The sequence below is a fragment of the Vibrio sp. 10N.222.55.C7 genome (assembly GCF_041473335.1).
Lineage (GTDB): Bacteria > Pseudomonadota > Gammaproteobacteria > Enterobacterales > Vibrionaceae > Vibrio > Vibrio crassostreae_C.
In genome coordinates, this window is record NZ_JBFRSC010000019.1 from 45,453 (window position 1) to 61,680 (window position 16,228).

Annotated in this window: 12 protein-coding genes; 5 read left to right on the forward strand and 7 right to left on the reverse strand. The window is 45.7% G+C overall.

Translation table 11 applies throughout. The features are described 5' to 3' along the window. Positions 1-33: 33 nt before the first annotated feature. Positions 34-1,380 carry a DUF4397 domain-containing protein gene (locus AB4482_RS06665; RefSeq protein WP_372180718.1) on the reverse strand — a complete coding sequence of 449 codons (1,347 nt, stop codon included), beginning with the start codon at positions 1,378-1,380 and terminating at the stop codon, positions 34-36. Between the two features lie 586 nt (positions 1,381-1,966). Here AB4482_RS06665 and AB4482_RS06670 point away from each other — a divergent pair. The 3 genes from AB4482_RS06670 (at position 1,967) to csdA (ending at position 5,086) form a co-directional block, all read left to right on the forward strand. Next, a complete protein-coding gene (locus AB4482_RS06670) occupies positions 1,967-2,782 on the forward strand; it encodes an outer membrane protein OmpK (RefSeq protein WP_102320250.1) in 816 nt (271 codons plus the stop codon). 111 nt (positions 2,783-2,893) lie between these two features. Beyond that, on the forward strand, positions 2,894-3,787 hold the full coding sequence (gene panE / locus AB4482_RS06675) for a 2-dehydropantoate 2-reductase (protein WP_372180719.1): 894 nt from the start codon (positions 2,894-2,896) through the stop codon (positions 3,785-3,787). An 87-nt stretch (positions 3,788-3,874) separates the two neighbouring features. Continuing rightward, positions 3,875-5,086 (forward strand): cysteine desulfurase CsdA, encoded by a 1,212-nt coding sequence (gene csdA, locus AB4482_RS06680; protein WP_372180721.1) that lies wholly within the window; start codon positions 3,875-3,877, stop codon positions 5,084-5,086. Between the two features lie 69 nt (positions 5,087-5,155). Here the strand turns inward: csdA and csdE are convergent, their stop codons facing one another. From csdE to AB4482_RS06700, 4 genes are all read right to left on the reverse strand, one after another. Then, positions 5,156-5,584, reverse strand: coding sequence for a cysteine desulfurase sulfur acceptor subunit CsdE (gene csdE, locus AB4482_RS06685; RefSeq protein WP_017059900.1), 429 nt, complete (start codon positions 5,582-5,584; stop codon positions 5,156-5,158). Positions 5,585-5,621: 37 nt separating this feature from the next. Then, positions 5,622-6,431 carry a tRNA cyclic N6-threonylcarbamoyladenosine(37) synthase TcdA gene (gene tcdA, locus AB4482_RS06690; RefSeq protein WP_017059899.1) on the reverse strand — a complete coding sequence of 270 codons (810 nt, stop codon included), beginning with the start codon at positions 6,429-6,431 and terminating at the stop codon, positions 5,622-5,624. Positions 6,432-6,544: 113 nt separating this feature from the next. Further along, the gene (gene mltA / locus AB4482_RS06695) at positions 6,545-7,657 is read right to left on the reverse strand and encodes a murein transglycosylase A (protein ID WP_017059898.1); all 1,113 of its coding nucleotides are present in this window, start codon (positions 7,655-7,657) and stop codon (positions 6,545-6,547) included. 81 nt (positions 7,658-7,738) lie between these two features. Then, the gene (locus tag AB4482_RS06700) at positions 7,739-8,212 is read right to left on the reverse strand and encodes a DUF2850 domain-containing protein (protein WP_372180755.1); all 474 of its coding nucleotides are present in this window, start codon (positions 8,210-8,212) and stop codon (positions 7,739-7,741) included. Positions 8,213-8,373: 161 nt separating this feature from the next. Here AB4482_RS06700 and argA point away from each other — a divergent pair, with 161 nt between their 5' ends. Next, positions 8,374-9,711, forward strand: a complete 1,338-nt coding sequence (gene argA, locus AB4482_RS06705) for an amino-acid N-acetyltransferase (RefSeq protein WP_017065782.1) — start codon at positions 8,374-8,376, stop codon at positions 9,709-9,711. 283 nt (positions 9,712-9,994) lie between these two features. Continuing rightward, positions 9,995-10,186, forward strand: coding sequence for a hypothetical protein (locus AB4482_RS06710; protein ID WP_046224581.1), 192 nt, complete (start codon positions 9,995-9,997; stop codon positions 10,184-10,186). Positions 10,187-10,267: 81 nt separating this feature from the next. On the opposite strand, the gene recD is transcribed toward AB4482_RS06710, so the two are convergent. Beyond that, positions 10,268-12,478, reverse strand: a complete 2,211-nt coding sequence (gene recD / locus AB4482_RS06715; RefSeq protein ID WP_372180722.1) for an exodeoxyribonuclease V subunit alpha — start codon at positions 12,476-12,478, stop codon at positions 10,268-10,270. Next, complete coding sequence (gene recB, locus AB4482_RS06720) at positions 12,478-16,152, reverse strand: exodeoxyribonuclease V subunit beta (protein WP_372180723.1); 3,675 nt, start codon at positions 16,150-16,152, stop codon at positions 12,478-12,480. Before recB ends, recD begins: the two co-directional genes overlap by 1 nt. Positions 16,153-16,228 lie beyond the last annotated feature (76 nt).

Sequence of the window (16,228 nt, forward strand, 5' to 3'; positions counted from 1 at the left end):
TGAGCTACCCTCTTCTACGTTCTGTCTTCAGATCTAGTCTGTTGTTTCACTGACAATTAGGTTAAAATCCGTTCCCATCGAATCATCAATCGCCACGACTTGATACACCACACCATTAGCCAAAGTAGCAGGCGCTGAATCAATCGCCACAACCGACGGCTGACCCGCTACCGTTATCGTCACAAAGTAAGACCCCGCCGCAACATAAATGCCATTCGCATAATCTTTGAATTTCACGTCACTTAACGCCGGGGTGCTACCAGAGATACCTACGTTTTCTGTTAAGTATATGTCCACCGAAGCCGCTATTGGGTTAGCAGCGGCGTGGGTAATGTTTAGCACCGCGCTGGTCGCAACCGGACGACGGTTTTCAGGAATAACCAATGGTTCCAAACTCAGTGGAGTTACCGTCCCTACTGCATAGATGCTGTAATCCATACCAGCAAATACCGCGACTCCATCTGCATCAATCAGTGCATTGGTTGTAGTGCCATCAGCAAAGATGTCAATGTCATAACTTCCGGCGGCTAAATCGATAAAACCGCGGATCTCTTTAAACATCAAATCAGCAAGAGGTGCAAATGCAGCTCCGTTGACAAAAACATCTACATCTGGGGCGCCATCAACGAGATGACCGACTCTTACTTCTGCAGTTTCTGCCATGTCGTAGATTAAAGATGAGCCCGAACCGTCCATTACCATCAATTTTACTGGAGAAGTGCTATTGGAGTCAGCTCTTGGCACAGCCGCGATCGTTAGCTCGCTACCGCCAGCCAGAGTTATCTCTCCAGAATCAAAAGCAATAGCACTTCCGCTCACTGTTTCTAATCTTACTCGGTACTGACCAGCTGGAATATTCAGCACGTCAGTAAAATCTTTATAAGCTAAAGTCCCTAACGGTGCGCCCAATGGATCACTAGGACCAGTGACATACAGATTTACATCGCCAACACCTGTTGCCGCGTGTACTACTTGCACATCTAGGCTTGAACTTGTTGCCGTTCCTGCAGCAGGGCGAGTAACAACCAAAGCCTCTACAGGATTGTTGGATCCATCGGCGTCGCCTACAACCATCACGGTGTAATCTAATTCACCGCTTAAATCGAATTGGCTTGGAGAAATAACAGTAGCAACAGCGTCACCTGGGAGTTGAACATCGACTTGAAGAGTTGTCTGTCCTTGATCTACTGAGGCGTATCCGGATGCCTGAGCATAATCGACACCGCTCCAACGAGCCTGGCTATTGACTAAAACGTTAGCTAAAGGCGCATCTGGCGATGCATGTACAGCTTGTAGTTGAGTTGTTGGTTCATCGTCATCATCACACCCAACAATGAAAAGGGCTGATATCGCTACAGCGAGTATAGGTGAATATTTCATCGGTCTTCTCTCCAAAAAAGTTAGACCAGTTCGTCACACAAATGATTAGTCCAATAACTAATCTTTAAAAAGTATTTCAAAATCTAGTGCAGTGAACTGTCTTTAATTCTCCGTGATTCAAAAAGTAGCTAGGTTCAAATCCCTAGGCAGTCATCACATGAGTTGTCCATCAATTGATTCCAACTCCACTACGCTGTTGGTCAAAAATAGATCAAAGACGAGATTAAGAGGTGGTTTGAATGAGTCATTTTTTAAGAGAAAACGCTTAGAAAAGAATACTGTTGATTTTGATATGCATATCACTCTAATTAGTAGAATCGTTTGCTTAGCGCAGTATTTCACCTATTTATCCACAAAATAATCGAATTTCACAAAATCAATAGAATTAGAGGTGCATCAAGATGCATTGCCACCGTAAAGTTCCATCATTTAGATCATTAGTGTGATCAACCTCACCTTAATAATTGTAATTTTCACTCTGTCTCACTTTTATTTGAGAACAAAATCGCTATTATGCTCGGCATTCGGACATCATAAACACGCACGGATTAGCGGGTTACTTATTTCAAACATAGAGAGTTCCATTATGCGTAAATCACTTTTAACTCTTGGCCTACTTGCAGCAACTTCTGCTCCAGTAATGGCAGCGGATTATTCTGACGGCGACATCCATAAAAACGATTACAAATGGATGCAGTTCAACATCATGGGTGCAATCAACGAGAAAGGTCCTTACGAATCTACTCATGATTACCTAGAGATGGAATTTGGTGGTCGCTCTGGAATCTTCGACCTTTACGGCTATGTTGATGTATTTAACCTAACATCAGACTCAAGCAGCGACAAAGCAGACAAAGATGGCAAAATCTTCATGAAGTTTGCTCCTCGTATGTCTCTTGACGGCCTAACTGGTAAAGACCTTTCTTTCGGTCCAGTTGAAGAACTATACCTTTCAACTCTTTTCGAGTGGGATGGTAACAACGGTGGTGTTAACACTCAGAAAGTTGGTCTAGGTTCTGACGTAATGGTTCCATGGTTCGGTAAAATGGGTCTAAACCTTTACGGTACATACGACTCAAACCAAAAAGATTGGAACGGTTTCCAAATCTCGACTAACTGGTTCAAGCCATTCTACTTCTTCGAGAACGGTTCATTCATCTCTTACCAAGGTTACATTGATTACCAATTCGGTATGAAAGATGAGTACGCTCAAGTAAGCAACGGCGGCGCAATGTTCAACGGTATCTACTGGCACTCAGATCGTTTTGCAGTTGGTTACGGCCTGAAACTATACAGCGATGTATACGGCTTTAAAGATGGTGCAGACCTACCATGGGACGCTTCTTCACAAGCTGATTCTTCTGGCGTAGGTCACTACGTTGCAGTAACTTACAAGTTCTAATCGAACTTCTAAGAAAAGTTTCCAAAATGGCACCCTAGGGTGCCATTTTTTATTGCTTTCATTTAATGCCTAGCTATCCTTGCAGCATCACTTTCTTATCTCGGTATTGCTGTGAACATCACTATTGTTGGACCTGGAGCTATCGGCTCTTTATGGGCGATAAAACTACTTCAAGCTGGTCATAATGTCTCTTTGTTGAGTCGCTCCCCTGAAACCTCAATTGACCTAACACTTGATGAGCAAACTTCACTTTCCTTCAGCAATAACAATATCGACAAGCTATCAACGAGTGATTTGGTTATCTTCACAGTCAAGGCTTGGCAAGTAGAAGAAGCCACCACTCCGTTACTTCAATATCTCGACTCTGACACCATTCTCATGTTCATGCATAACGGAATGGGCGCGGTTGATGAGATAGCTACTCAAATTGATGCTTACCCAATAATATTGGCGACGACTACTCAAGCTGCATTCAAACCCGACCGCAATAATGTATCTCACACAGGAATCGGCCAAACTCAATTGGGTGCTTTCAACCAAACTGGCCAACAGTGTAGGTTTCTAGTTAATGTCCTAGATGATGCTCTCCCTGCTGTGCGTTGGAACCCACAAATAGAAACCGCGCTTTGGACTAAGCTCGCCATCAATTGTGCGATCAACCCACTCACGGGCCTTGAACAGATCAAGAATGGCGAGCTTGCAGATAAAAGGTTTGAGGATATTTTGAGTTCTATCGTTAAAGAGCTCACGCAGGTTATGCAAGCCGAAGGGATCGTTTGTTCATTCGATGAATTGGAAGCAAGCGTCAAACAGGTTATCCAAGCCACGGCGCAAAACAACTCATCCATGAAGCAGGATATGTTTTACCAGCGCAAGACAGAGATCGACTTCATCACTGGACACCTAATAAAAATAGCGCTTAAGCATCAGATAGAAGCTCCCGTTAACCAAGAGCTTTTCGATCAGGTCAAAGGGCAAGAAAATAGCTGGAATCATCAAGATTAGTCAGCAACGGTTAACAAGTCGCGATAAAATAATAATACCGCTAAGCACAACGCTAGCACCAATTCCCAAGATTTTAGGTAAGAATAGATGCTTGATATCAATCACATCCGAGAGCAGTTTCCTGCGCTATCACAAACCATCAATCAACAACCATTGATTTACTTAGACAGCGCGGCAACGACACAAAAACCTCAGGTGGTTATTGATGCCATTAGCCAATATTACTCCAAACAAAATGCCAATGTTCACCGTGGTAGTCATAGCTTAACAGCGAACGCGACCAGTCAGTTTGAAGCGGCAAGAGATAAGGTCGCTCAGTTTATTGGTGCAAGCTCTTCAAAAGAGATCATCTGGACTCGTGGCGCTACCGAAGCACTTAACCTGATCGCTCAAACCTACGCAAGAAGTACCCTTCAACCTGGCGATGAGATCTTGGTTAGTGAAATGGAACATCACGCCAACATAGTGCCTTGGCAAATTGTTGCAGAACAAACCGGCGCTAAAGTCGTTAAAGTACCGATGACATCGGATTGCGAATTTGACCTAGTCGCGTTTGATACGCTTTTAAATGAACGAACCAAGATTGTTGCATTGGCTCAGATAACCAACGTGACGGGTTCTCGTCAGCCAATTGAAGCTGTCATAGAAAAAGCACACAAGATGAATGCGATTGTTGTGGTCGATGGCGCGCAAGGCATCGTTCATGAGCCAGTTGATGTTGCTGCTTTAGGTGCGGATTTCTACGTATTCTCAGGGCACAAGCTCTATGCCCCTGCCGGTATTGGTGTGCTTTACGGCAAACTTGAATTGCTTGAAGCGATGCCACCTTGGCATGGTGGTGGCAAAATGGTCGAGCGCGTCTCTTTCTCTGGCACTACTTTTTCAGAACTGCCTGGCAAATTCGAAGCGGGCACGCCAAATGTGGCAGGAGCCATAGCACTAAGCACCGCAATAGAATGGTTAAGTGGTTTTGTACAACAAGATGTCGAAAATCATATCCACCAACTACAACACGAGACTTATCTTGCTCTCTGTAAACTGGATGACATTCAGATTTTAGGGTATCAACCTAACGCAAGTGTGATTACTTTTGTGATGGATGGTGTTCACCATCAAGATATAGCGACTCTACTGGATCAGCAAGGTATCGCAGTACGTGCAGGGCATCATTGTGCTCACCCATTAATGGATGCACTTAATGTGAAAGGAACGGTTCGAATTTCATTTGGTATTTACAACAACATGGATGATGTTGAAAAGCTCGTAGCGGCGATAGAAAAAGCCGTTGATATGCTTTAGGGAGTAGCGAAATTACTTAGGGTTGGCGTTTAACGTCAACCCTTTTTGCTTCTGTGTATCAAGAAGATATTAAGCACTTAGCTCTTGGATTTGAGCAACAATCGCTTTTAATCCATTACCGCGAGATGGGCTAAGGTGGGTAATTAGACCGATTTGTTCAAAGTAACCATCAATATCGAACGCTTGAACCTGCTCTGATGTTTTTCCATCATACGCAGCCATCACTAATGCAATCAGACCGCGCACAATACGAGCATCAGAATCAGCACAAAAGTGCCAAACACCGTCGATATTTTGAGAAACCAACCACACTTGGCTTTCACAGCCAGAGACAATCACCTGCTCACTTTTCAGTTCATCAGGCATCGTTGGCAGTTTCTTACCCCATTGAATCACTTGGCGATAACGGTCTTCCCAGCCGCTGAATGTCTGCATCTTCGCGACGATATCATCACTGGTAATTTCAGTGCCGAATGGAGAGCTTGGGAATGTGGTCATTTTAATATCCAGTCGATTGTTAATTGAGTAAAAGACGTTACTTAGCGTGCTTTTGAATCAGCTTTTCAACGATACGCGAAACAGCTACAAAACCAAACGTCGCCGTTACAACTGTTGCCGCACCAAAACCCGTCGCACAATCCATACGTTTTGGACCTTCTGCTGTCGCTTTCGCAGCACAGACACTGCCGTCAGCTTGAGGGTATTTCAGCTGTTCAGTTGAGAACACACAATCGATACCAAACTTACGTGCTGGATTCTTAGGGAAATTATGATGACGACGAAGGGTATCTTTTAGCTTCTTCGCGAGCGGATCTTGAATCGTCTTCGTCAGATCAGCCACTTTGATTTGAGTCGGATCGATTTGACCACCCGCACCACCAGTGGTGATCACCTTAATTTTGTTGCTACGACAATATGCCAACAGTGAAGCCTTAGCTTTCATGCTGTCAATCGCATCTAATACAAAGTCGAACTCTTTCGACAGGTATTCAGCCTGATTGTCTGGGCCGATGAAGTCGTCAATCAGGTTAACTTTACACTCAGGGTTAATCAGCTTAACGCGCTCTGCCATCACTTCAATTTTGCTTTTACCAACGGTACCCGACATTGCGTGGATCTGACGGTTGATGTTGGTCACACACACATCATCCATATCGATCAAAGTCAGCTCACCTAAACCAGTACGAGCAAGCGCTTCAACCGCCCATGAACCGACACCACCAATACCGATCACACACACGTGTGCTGCTCTAAGTATGTCGACTTCACTATTGCCATATAGGCGACGGGTGCCACCAAATCGTTGGTCATAGTTTTCTGAAGCTGGAGTGGTCAATTCACGCATTGTTGCCGCCAATTTATTTCTGAGAAAAAGAAAAGAGTGCGTTTTATACGCACTCTTGAATAAAAAGTCTAGGGGATTAGCGATTCGCTTTCAATGCCCTATTTTATTGTAGCTTACTCAACCTTTTCAGGAGGCAAAGCCCAAGGCGCTTCAGTTGCGCTGCCATCTAAACCGAGCTTCCACACACGACCAAAATGCTTGTAATGGCCCGCTTCTGTACCCGCTCGAGGGCCCATGCCGTGGTAAAGGTCCAAATGGTTTTGCTTAACCGCGCCGCCCGTATCCAAAACCAATAGCAGTCTTAGTTGATGAGCGCCGCTCCAAGTACCATCAGCATTCAGTAGTGGAACCTCAGCAAGAATCGGTGTTCCCATAGGTAAGATAGAGCGATCGCCCGCTACCGCCGCCATCGGTAATAGAGGAATGCCCGCGCTGCCCATTACCGATAGGTCGTCTCTCGCTTCAAAGAAAACGAAAGAAGGGTTTTGCTCAAGCAGCTCTTTCACTACTTCAGGATCGTTTGCCAATACCCACTCTTTGATTGCTTTTAGCGACATTTTTTCGCGTGGAACTAAGCCTCGTTCAATCAGAACACGGCCAATGCTCACATAAGCTTTATTATTCTTACCCGCGTAGGCGAAATACTGCAGCGTGTCATCATCACCGAAGTGCACAAATCCACTGCCCTGCACTTCCATCATAAATGGGTCGATGCGGTTTGCTGAATAACCTAACTCAAGGCCTTGACCTTCTAATGCGCCGTTGTAAATCTCTTCGCGTGTTGGACACTCTTTGCCACACTCAGGAAGCCCGTAAACAGGGTAACGATATTCTTCATTCGCTTCGTGGCGCAGCTCCATCACAGGAGAAAAGTAGCCCGTGAACAAAACATTGCCTTGTTTATCACCACCACCTAGTTGAGCGGTTTGAACGCCAAAATTCGCTAGCTCGCTTGGATCTCCACTCAGCATCGCCCACTCATTGAGTTGTTGATAAAGCGGCTCATAGATTTTAGCCATCGAAGGGGATTTAGAAACCACCATCTCAGCTTGTTCTGCAAATGCGGTGTAGTCTCTTGGTTTATTGGATTCAACCTGATCGACCTTATTCAAGGTGCGAGGAAATTCGTCATCAAGGTGTTGCTGAGCAAGATCAGTGGGTTGAGCACAGCCAAATAACAAAGAGGCAGCGACAAGGGGAAGCCATTTTTTAATCACAAGAGTCATCCTAAAAATTCTATGCATCGAGGATGACAAAAACAGTCAGATAACACAATCTTAGATTGTAAGAGTTTACAAGAAGATAACCTATCGGACGGAGTTCTCGATATGGCCCTTAAGGCGGAAGATAGGATTGTAGTGACTGTCAGAATCGAGCACCATTTCTGTATTGTCAGAATTGGTCATGCGGAAGCGATAGGTTTTATCACCCGCCTTATATTCAAAGTAGCTACCGTCAAAGTCAAAGCTCGTCGAAACAACAGACCCACGAACTGACACACCATTAGCATTCAGAACAAACTCATCGGTCGCATAATGTGCAACATCTTGCTCTATCCAAGTGCCGTATATCAGATTGTCGGGCGTCGCCGCATTTTGCACTCGGGAAAGCACATCGCCGAACAAAGAAACCACCGCAAACGAACCCACTAAGGCTAGAACCATTAAACAGCGTTCAATGATCTTACGCTTCAACTTAGATTGATTGCGCTGATCAGCTTCGCTGTAGAGACCTTTGGTTATCTCATCGATTTTGTTCTTTGTTGCTGGAGCTTGTTGCATTCGGTGACTACTCATAAGGATGCTATGCGCATTCTACACTGAGGCAGTTTATATATTGAAGCCTAGATAAGAATAGTTTGCGCTTTATTCCAAAAAGGTGTTGTTTACATTTGAATTTAAATGCTAAATTATCGAATAAATAAACAAAATGGACTTGTTCTGTGAAATTAAGAAGTACAGCGCTAGTAAAAGGTTTCAGACAATCAACCCCTTACGTAAATGCTCACCGTGGCAAAACCATGGTCATTATGCTGGGAGGCGAAGCCGTTGCCGACAGGAACTTTGGTAACATTATTAGTGATATAGCCTTGCTCCACAGCCTTGGAGTAAAGATTGTTCTCGTTCACGGGGCAAGACCGCAGATCAACCAATTGCTCGCCAAGCAAGATTGCCATACGCCTTATCACAAGAATATTAGGGTCACTGATGAATATTCTTTGGGCGTCGCTATGCAGGCTGCTGGACAGCTTCAACTTGCCATCACCGCACGCCTCTCAATGAGCTTAAACAACACGCCGATGGCAGGCACTCAACTCAATGTTATGAGTGGTAACTTCATTACGGCTCAACCGCTTGGCGTGGATGACGGTACGGATTATTGCCACAGCGGGCGTATTCGTCGAATCGATATCGAAGGGATCAATCGCACGCTTGACCAAGGTTCAATTGTACTGCTTGGCCCTATTGCCAGCTCCGTGACAGGCGAAAGCTTTAACCTACTTTCTGAAGAGGTCGCTACCCAAGTTGCTATTCGTCTAAAGGCCGACAAGCTGATTGGCTTCTGCTCCGAACAAGGGGTAACAGATGAACGCGGTAACGTGCTCGCCGAACTCTTCCCTAAAGATGCCAAGCAAATTCTAGAACGATTAACGGAATCTCAAAATCCTGCCGAAGACATGAGCACAGGAACACTGCGCTTCTTGAAAGGAGCGATCTCCGCTTGTCGAGCTGGTGTGCCTCGTTGTCATCTAATCAGCTACAAGGTAGATGGCGCATTAATCCAAGAGTTGTTCTCTTTTGACGGTATTGGAACCCAAGTGGTCATGGCTAGTGCCGAGCAAGTAAGACAAGCTCAGATCGACGATATTGGCGGCATCTTTGACCTTATTCGCCCTCTTGAAGAACAAGGCATCTTAGTGCGCCGCTCTCGAGAACAGCTAGAGCAAGAAATCCACCGATTTACCATTATTGAAAAAGACGGGCTGATTATCGGTTGCGCAGCGCTTTACGCATACCCGGAAGATCATATGGCGGAGATGGCGTGTGTGGCGATTCACCCTGACTATCGCGATGGAAACCGTGGGCAATTGTTGCTGGATTACATGCGTCACCAATCAAAATCTCGTGATATCGACCAGATTTTTGTCCTTACTACGCACAGCCTTCACTGGTTCCGTGAACAGGGTTTTTACGAGATAGCGGTTGATGAATTACCGATGGAAAAACAAGGGTTATACAACTATCAGAGAAACTCAAAGATCTTGGCGCTCAACGTATAAATAAAGTTTTGGAGCACAATCTCACTTCGACAGAAAAATAATTGCAAATGTAATCGTTTCCTATATGAGATTTATTAACTATGCACTTTCACTCACACGTATAATTGTATAGAATTTAGACGCTTTAATAATCTTAACAAATGTTTTTATTGGAATTGCCATCTCGATAGTCATGTCGAACTCATTGAGGTGGTCACTGCACGGATTGCTATACCCGTTGACGGCCAGCACGCTAACATTAGCTCTGCTCGTTAATATAAACAGCAAAAAGAGCAATATTGATATGAGAACCATTGTTTGTAACTCGCTGCAAAGTTTTTGGGATATGGCTGATAACCAATTCTTAGAAGGGCTAGACGTACACTGCGTGTTCCCTGTTAGCGAGAATCTAAAAGAGTTTATTTTGAATTGCCAAGCAAAGTACAAGATAAACCACATATCGTTTACTCGAGCGTTTTTAGGCTCTGATTCCTAATAACGCTCAAAGCAACCAAGGATGGTTGCTTTGTGTTTGTCTAGCCCTAAGTTCAAAACCTTCTCTAGCCGTCCATAACGACTAATTCGTTAAGCGACTGCCTAAACCACTCACTCGCTCTGTTTTCACCTTAATCCCACGCTTCAACACATTTGTATCGCTGAACATCATCAGTCGTTTCTTCGCACGTGTAATACCTGTATAGATAAGCTCCCGCGTTAAAATAGGGCTGAAATCTGGCGGCAAGATCATTAAGGTCAGATCAAATTCACTACCCTGAGATTTGTGTATTGTCATTGCATAAGCCGTTTCATGATCGGGCACTCGGCTTGGTAGCACAGCTTTTACGCTGCCATCGGGCAACTCAAAATAGACCTTCAAACGAGGGGTTAAGTCAGGTTGACTAGAACCCGCCTCAAGCATACAGATACCAATATCACCATTGTACAAACCCAAGCCATGATCATTTCGCGTCACCATAACAGGACGTCCGTGATACCACAGCTCATCATTATGAGGGCTCACCAAACGCCTTGCGGCCAGTGCTCTTTCAATTCTGTGGTTGAGGCCTTTAACACCAAAATCCCCTTCACGAATGGAACACAACAGTCGGCATTGGCTGAACAAATCGAGTACCGATTTCGCTCTCGCTTCTTGAGTTTCTAACTCTTCCAACGGCACATTCATTCTATTGAGGTACTCACCATACTCGTTAACCAAAGTACGCAGCATCAGGTTATAGCTGTCACTCGACAGAGGGTGGTTTTCGATATCGCCAAAACCTTTGGCAAACACTTGGTCTACTTGATTCGCAGAACCATTATTGATTGCTTTTGCCAGCTGACCGATACCGGAGCGCGCATCGAAACGATAACTCTTCTGCAGCATACACAAGCTATCCGCAATCGCAGGCGGATTCACCGCTCCAGCTTTGTCTTGTCTTGGTTTAGCTATCGCATCAAAACCTGTCATCTCTGCAATCAAATTGCCTTGCGCTGTGCTGTACCCTGCAGAGTTGAATGAACAGATATCACCGAGCACAGCACCTGCCTCTACTGAAGCGAGTTGGTCTTTATCACCCAATAAGATGAGCCTTGCGTGCTCAGGAAGTGCATCCACCAGCTTATACATCATCGACAGATCAACCATTGAAGCTTCATCCACTACCAAGATATCAAGGTGGAGTGGATTGCGTCGGTTATGCCTAAACTCAGCACGGTTAGGAATCGCACCGAGTAATCTGTGTAAGGTGCTCGATTCGGTCGGTATGTTGGCTTTCACTTCAGGCGCTAATGGCAGCTGTTCAATTGCTTTACCGATCGACTCGGTTAAACGCGCCGCCGCTTTACCCGTTGGTGCCACTAGCTTAATCGTTGGTGTTTTACCTTGGCTGAGAGATTGCTCGACCATCGCCGACAGTAATTTGGTTACCGTGGTTGTTTTACCAGTACCCGGCCCACCAGAAATCACCGCAAAACGACGACTCAACGCTACCGCTGCCGCGACCTTTTGCCAGTTCAAACAGACAGATAACGGCACGAGGCTATCCAGCGCATCTAAATCTGTCACTTGCTTGGCTTGAACAATCGCTTGGTCGATTGATCCCCAATCTAAAGCCTGCTCATTCACAATATCAAGATGGTCACACACCAATTGTTGGCGTAATACCTGAGACGTTTGTTGGCTTGCTTCAGCCTTGGCTAAGGCGTTAAACAGAAAATGATAGCTACGTGCAAAAAGCAGATTGAGCGTTTCAGTCAGCGCTTTTTTCTGCTCAGTATTGAACTCTACCGGCTTACTTAAACGGTTTAAGGTCTCAGCCAACACAACTTCGTAGTTCCAATAACGCTGTAAATAGACACGCTGCCCATCGAACATTAGAGGCTTAACACAATCGTTGGTCGTTCCCACTAAGTTTGATGATTGAAGCACAGCCACCCAATCAATACCCAACAGTTTTTGGTTCAATTGCAGTGCAGTTTCACCGTATAACCCAAGTAACTGAGCAAGATCTGCCGCTAGTTCAGGGCCTGTCGTATGCTGCTGTATAAGCTGAGTACAAATGTGTCCTTTGCCTAATTCATGGCTCACTACCCCCGCGAGAAAGCCGATCTCTTGAGGGTAGCTCGTGGCTTGCTGATCAAGAAAACGGGCAAATTGATAATCCAACTGACGAATAGAACCCTTATCCGCAAGAAACTGGAGTACATCCATCAGTTGCTCAGGAATAAGTGAAACTGGCTTTGCTGTGTTCGCAGTATCTATGCCGGTATTAGTGGTCGTTGTTGTCATTATAAAAGCCCCATCTGTCCAGTTTCATCGTCATTCAATTGTGCCGAACGTCTGTCTATCACTTTACCGTCAATCAATTGATCCATTTCATCAAGTAAAGCCAGTGTTGGTTTCGCCGAGAAAATACCTTGCTGAGATTGGCCGTCCATTCCTCGTAAGAACAAGTAGTACACGCCACCAAAATGTTGTTCGTAGCTGTAATTGGCAACGCGGCTGCGTAAGAAACGGTGCAACGCCAATGCATAGATTTGATATTGCAAATCATAGCGATGGTCGGCCATCGCCGATTTCAATGCCTCGCCATGGTAGACAGCAACATCATCTCCTAAGTGATTCGATTTCCAGTCGAGTACATAGTATTTACCTTGGTGCTCAAACACCAAATCGATGAAGCCTTTCAACATACCTTGCACGGTTTGGAAACCTAGATCGCCCGCTTTGGCTGACAATGGATCGTGATATTGAATGGTTTGATTCAGTTCAGATGCAGCCAATACTTCGATCGGCAGTAAGAATTCCATCTCAACTAAACGTTGCGTCGAGTCTTTCTCGCTTAGCTTTAAGTTCTTGCCGTCTAATGCGGTGTTCAGCACTGTATCGACCAGTTGCTGAAGCACAGGTAGCCACTCTAATTCATATTGCTCTGATTCTAATAAGTGAGTGATTACTTGCGTGTTATGTTCACTGGTTGCTGGCTCGGTAAATTCAACCTCCTCAAACAAGGTGTGTAAGAAAGTACCTGGGCGAGCACCACGAGGGAACGTAAAGATAGAGCGTTCAGGCTCAATCAACTCAGACTCATCCTGCTCATCAGCCGAGTCAATATCAAAACCAGACACCTCAATGGTCGCGTCATGACTCGCACCGTGACTGCCCTGTTTGACAAGCCCCGAGTAACTGGTGATACGCCAAGCTCGGTCAATTGAAGCCTTAAGTTCACTGGCCTGTAAGTCGTCACTCACTTGCTCTGTTTGCACAAAAATTTGTTCGTGAGCGGTAGGTGTTTCGGCTAACAGCACACTGGAATTCTTACCCTCAATAGCCGATAGAGCTTGATGCAACTCGGCGATGCCTTGCTCTTGTCCGTTTTGAACCAAGTAGCCCATCGCACTCAAATGCACGCCTGTCGGTTCTTTGGTTGAACGCCCTTTACGCAGTGGCGCTATACCAATAAAACAGCCATAAACCGCACGAGTCAGCGCTACATAAACCAGGCGCAAATCTTCCGCTAGTCGTTCTTTATCGGCTTGCGCTAAGGCACTGTCGCTGCCAGTAATATCGAGTACTGTGGTGTCTGAATCATGGTCGTAGAATTTGCCTTCGCTCGCTTCTCGGTAACTCGCGACAAATGGGAGGAATACAAGGTCATATTCCAAACCTTTCGATTTGTGAATAGTAACGATTTGAACCAAGTTTCTCTCTGACTCAAGACGTTGAATGTCATCTTCACTGCCGCCTAAACCATTTTGTGCATCTGATATCGCTTCTGCCAACCAACGCAACAAGCCATAGTCACTGTCGAGCTCCTGCCTAGCTTGTTGCAACAATTCGCCAATGTGCATTAAATCAGTGAGTGAGCGCTCACCATTTTCTTCTTCCAGTAAGCGTTCCGCGAGATGTCGTTTACTGATCACGCTGCGAAGCATTGGCAACACGCCGCGCTGAAGCCACAACTTACGATATTCTCTAAACTCGTTAACGACGTTTTCCCACACCACTTCATCGTTGTTGAGTTCATCCAATGATGCGGCATCCAGAGCAAACAACTCCGACGCTAAACTGGCGCGTAATGCTCGATCGTTTTCAGGTGTCAGCACAGCTTGTAGCAAGCGTTGAATATCTTGTGCGACTAAGCTGGTAAACACACTGTCTCGGTTCGACAAATACACACTCGCAATGCCTTGTTCAGACAGCGCATTTTTGATCAGGCGACCTTCACTACCGGTTCGAACCAAAACAGCAATATCACCCGCATTCACGGCATGTTGTTTTTTGCCGTTATCAAAATAGGCTTGTTGATTTTGAGAAGCGGTCAGAATGGTTTGAATTTGACTCGCCGTCGCCTCGGCCATGGCTTTGTGATATTCGCCTTTAGGTAGTGGCTTATCTTCTGCTTCTTGTAACCAAAAGGTCAGTGCGTGTTGAGTTTCTCCGTTCATCACCCATTGGCGGTTGTCAGCCGATGGACTGGCAGCGACGGGCAGAAATGGAATGTCTTGGTCGTAGATAAACGGGCTATCCGAATTCATAAACACTTGGTTTACCGCGCTGACCATATCAGCACTCGAACGCCAGTTAGTGCCTAACGTATAGTGAGCACTAACTTGGTTTCTTGCCTTGATATAGGTAAAGATATCTGCACCGCGGAAACCATAGATAGCCTGCTTCGGGTCACCGATCATAAACAAGCCGCACTGCGGATTATCAAGATAGATTCGGCTAAAAATACTGTATTGCAGTGGGTCGGTATCCTGAAATTCATCGATCATCGCCACCGGGTAGAGCGTGCGAATCCTTTCCACCAGCAGTGACTGCTCATCGACATCGATCGACGCAGATAACTGGGTCAGTAGGTCATCAAACGACAACCACTGCTTTTGCTGTTTCGCCTTGGCGAGCATAGTTCGACAATGAGTAATCGCATGCGCCAATAACGGAGCTTTCAAATCAGCTGGGTGATTTAAGAAATCCTCAATCGCTCCGAAAACTGCATGCTGAGGTGCAGTGCCTTTCGGTGTTTTTTCAATGAGAGTGGCTTGCGAGAACTTCTCTAACTTATCTGGATATTGATAATCATGAGTGTCGCTCTGCGCCCATGCTGTCACCGCTTCTAACCATGTCGGCAGAGACTTCTTGGTGTAGCTACGTTTGTTCACATCCGAAGCAGAGATCAAAGCCAAAAAGTCCGCTTCGGATTCACACCATAGCGCTTTAAGTTGCTTCACTTTATCTAGGTTTTGGTTGTGCAGAGTTTGCAGGTCGCCCGACATCGCATCTACCGTCAATTTCAGCGGAGATCCTGTCAGATAACGATTTACGTCTGCTAATAACGCAGCCGGTGAACCCCAAATATTACGAACCTCACCAGCCAGTTGAGTCGGCAGCGGGTAAAACTGCTTACGCCAGTAGTCAGCAACCACTTGCGCTTTTAGGTGACTTTCATCGGTCACAAATTCATTATCAAAGCGGCTTCCAGACTCGAAGGCATTTTGAGTCAACATACGCTGACAGAAGCCGTGAATGGTGTAGACCGCCGCTTCATCCATTTGCCTTTCGGCATTGAGCAGTGTTTTCGCAGCGCCTGCGTGGTCTTCGATCTCTTGCAACAGAGGCGCAATCACTGGGTCATCACTTTGCCCGCGAGCAAACGCAATGCGTGCATCATGGATTCGTGCACGGATACGATCTCGCAGCTCTGCGGTTGCCGCTTCGGTAAAAGTCACGACCAGAATTTGATCTACGGTAAGTGGCTCATGATGTCGGGTAGCTTCTGTAAGCTCTCCTGTTGGTGCTGCCGTGCCGTGTCCGAGCAGTAAGCGTAAGTACAAGCCAGCGATAGTAAATGTTTTACCAGTACCCGCCGATGCTTCAATTAAACGCGCGCCATGAAGTGGAAACGTCATGGTATTGAGTGTCTGTGGAGCAATTACCTGAACACTGCTTGTGGTCGTCATGCCTTACTGCCTTCTGATAAATATGTTGTTACAAATGTGACCTAGCGTGGAAAACGTCATTCAATTTACGTCCTAC

Excerpts from the sequence above, each read along its gene's own strand:
- AB4482_RS06710 (WP_046224581.1), top strand. The coding sequence starts at position 9,995 with ATGAGAACCATTGTTTGTAACTCGCTGCAAAGTTTTTGGGATATGGCT.
- csdA (WP_372180721.1), top strand. The coding sequence starts at position 3,875 with ATGCTTGATATCAATCACATCCGAGAGCAGTTTCCTGCGCTATCACAA.
- recD (WP_372180722.1), bottom strand. The coding sequence starts at position 12,478 with ATGACAACAACGACCACTAATACCGGCATAGATACTGCGAACACAGCA.
- mltA (WP_017059898.1), bottom strand. The coding sequence starts at position 7,657 with ATGACTCTTGTGATTAAAAAATGGCTTCCCCTTGTCGCTGCCTCTTTG.
- tcdA (WP_017059899.1), bottom strand. The coding sequence starts at position 6,431 with ATGCGTGAATTGACCACTCCAGCTTCAGAAAACTATGACCAACGATTT.
- AB4482_RS06670 (WP_102320250.1), top strand. The coding sequence starts at position 1,967 with ATGCGTAAATCACTTTTAACTCTTGGCCTACTTGCAGCAACTTCTGCT.
- AB4482_RS06700 (WP_372180755.1), bottom strand. The coding sequence starts at position 8,212 with ATGCAACAAGCTCCAGCAACAAAGAACAAAATCGATGAGATAACCAAA.
- AB4482_RS06665 (WP_372180718.1), bottom strand. The coding sequence starts at position 1,380 with ATGAAATATTCACCTATACTCGCTGTAGCGATATCAGCCCTTTTCATT.
- recB (WP_372180723.1), bottom strand. The coding sequence starts at position 16,152 with ATGACGACCACAAGCAGTGTTCAGGTAATTGCTCCACAGACACTCAAT.
- csdE (WP_017059900.1), bottom strand. The coding sequence starts at position 5,584 with ATGACCACATTCCCAAGCTCTCCATTCGGCACTGAAATTACCAGTGAT.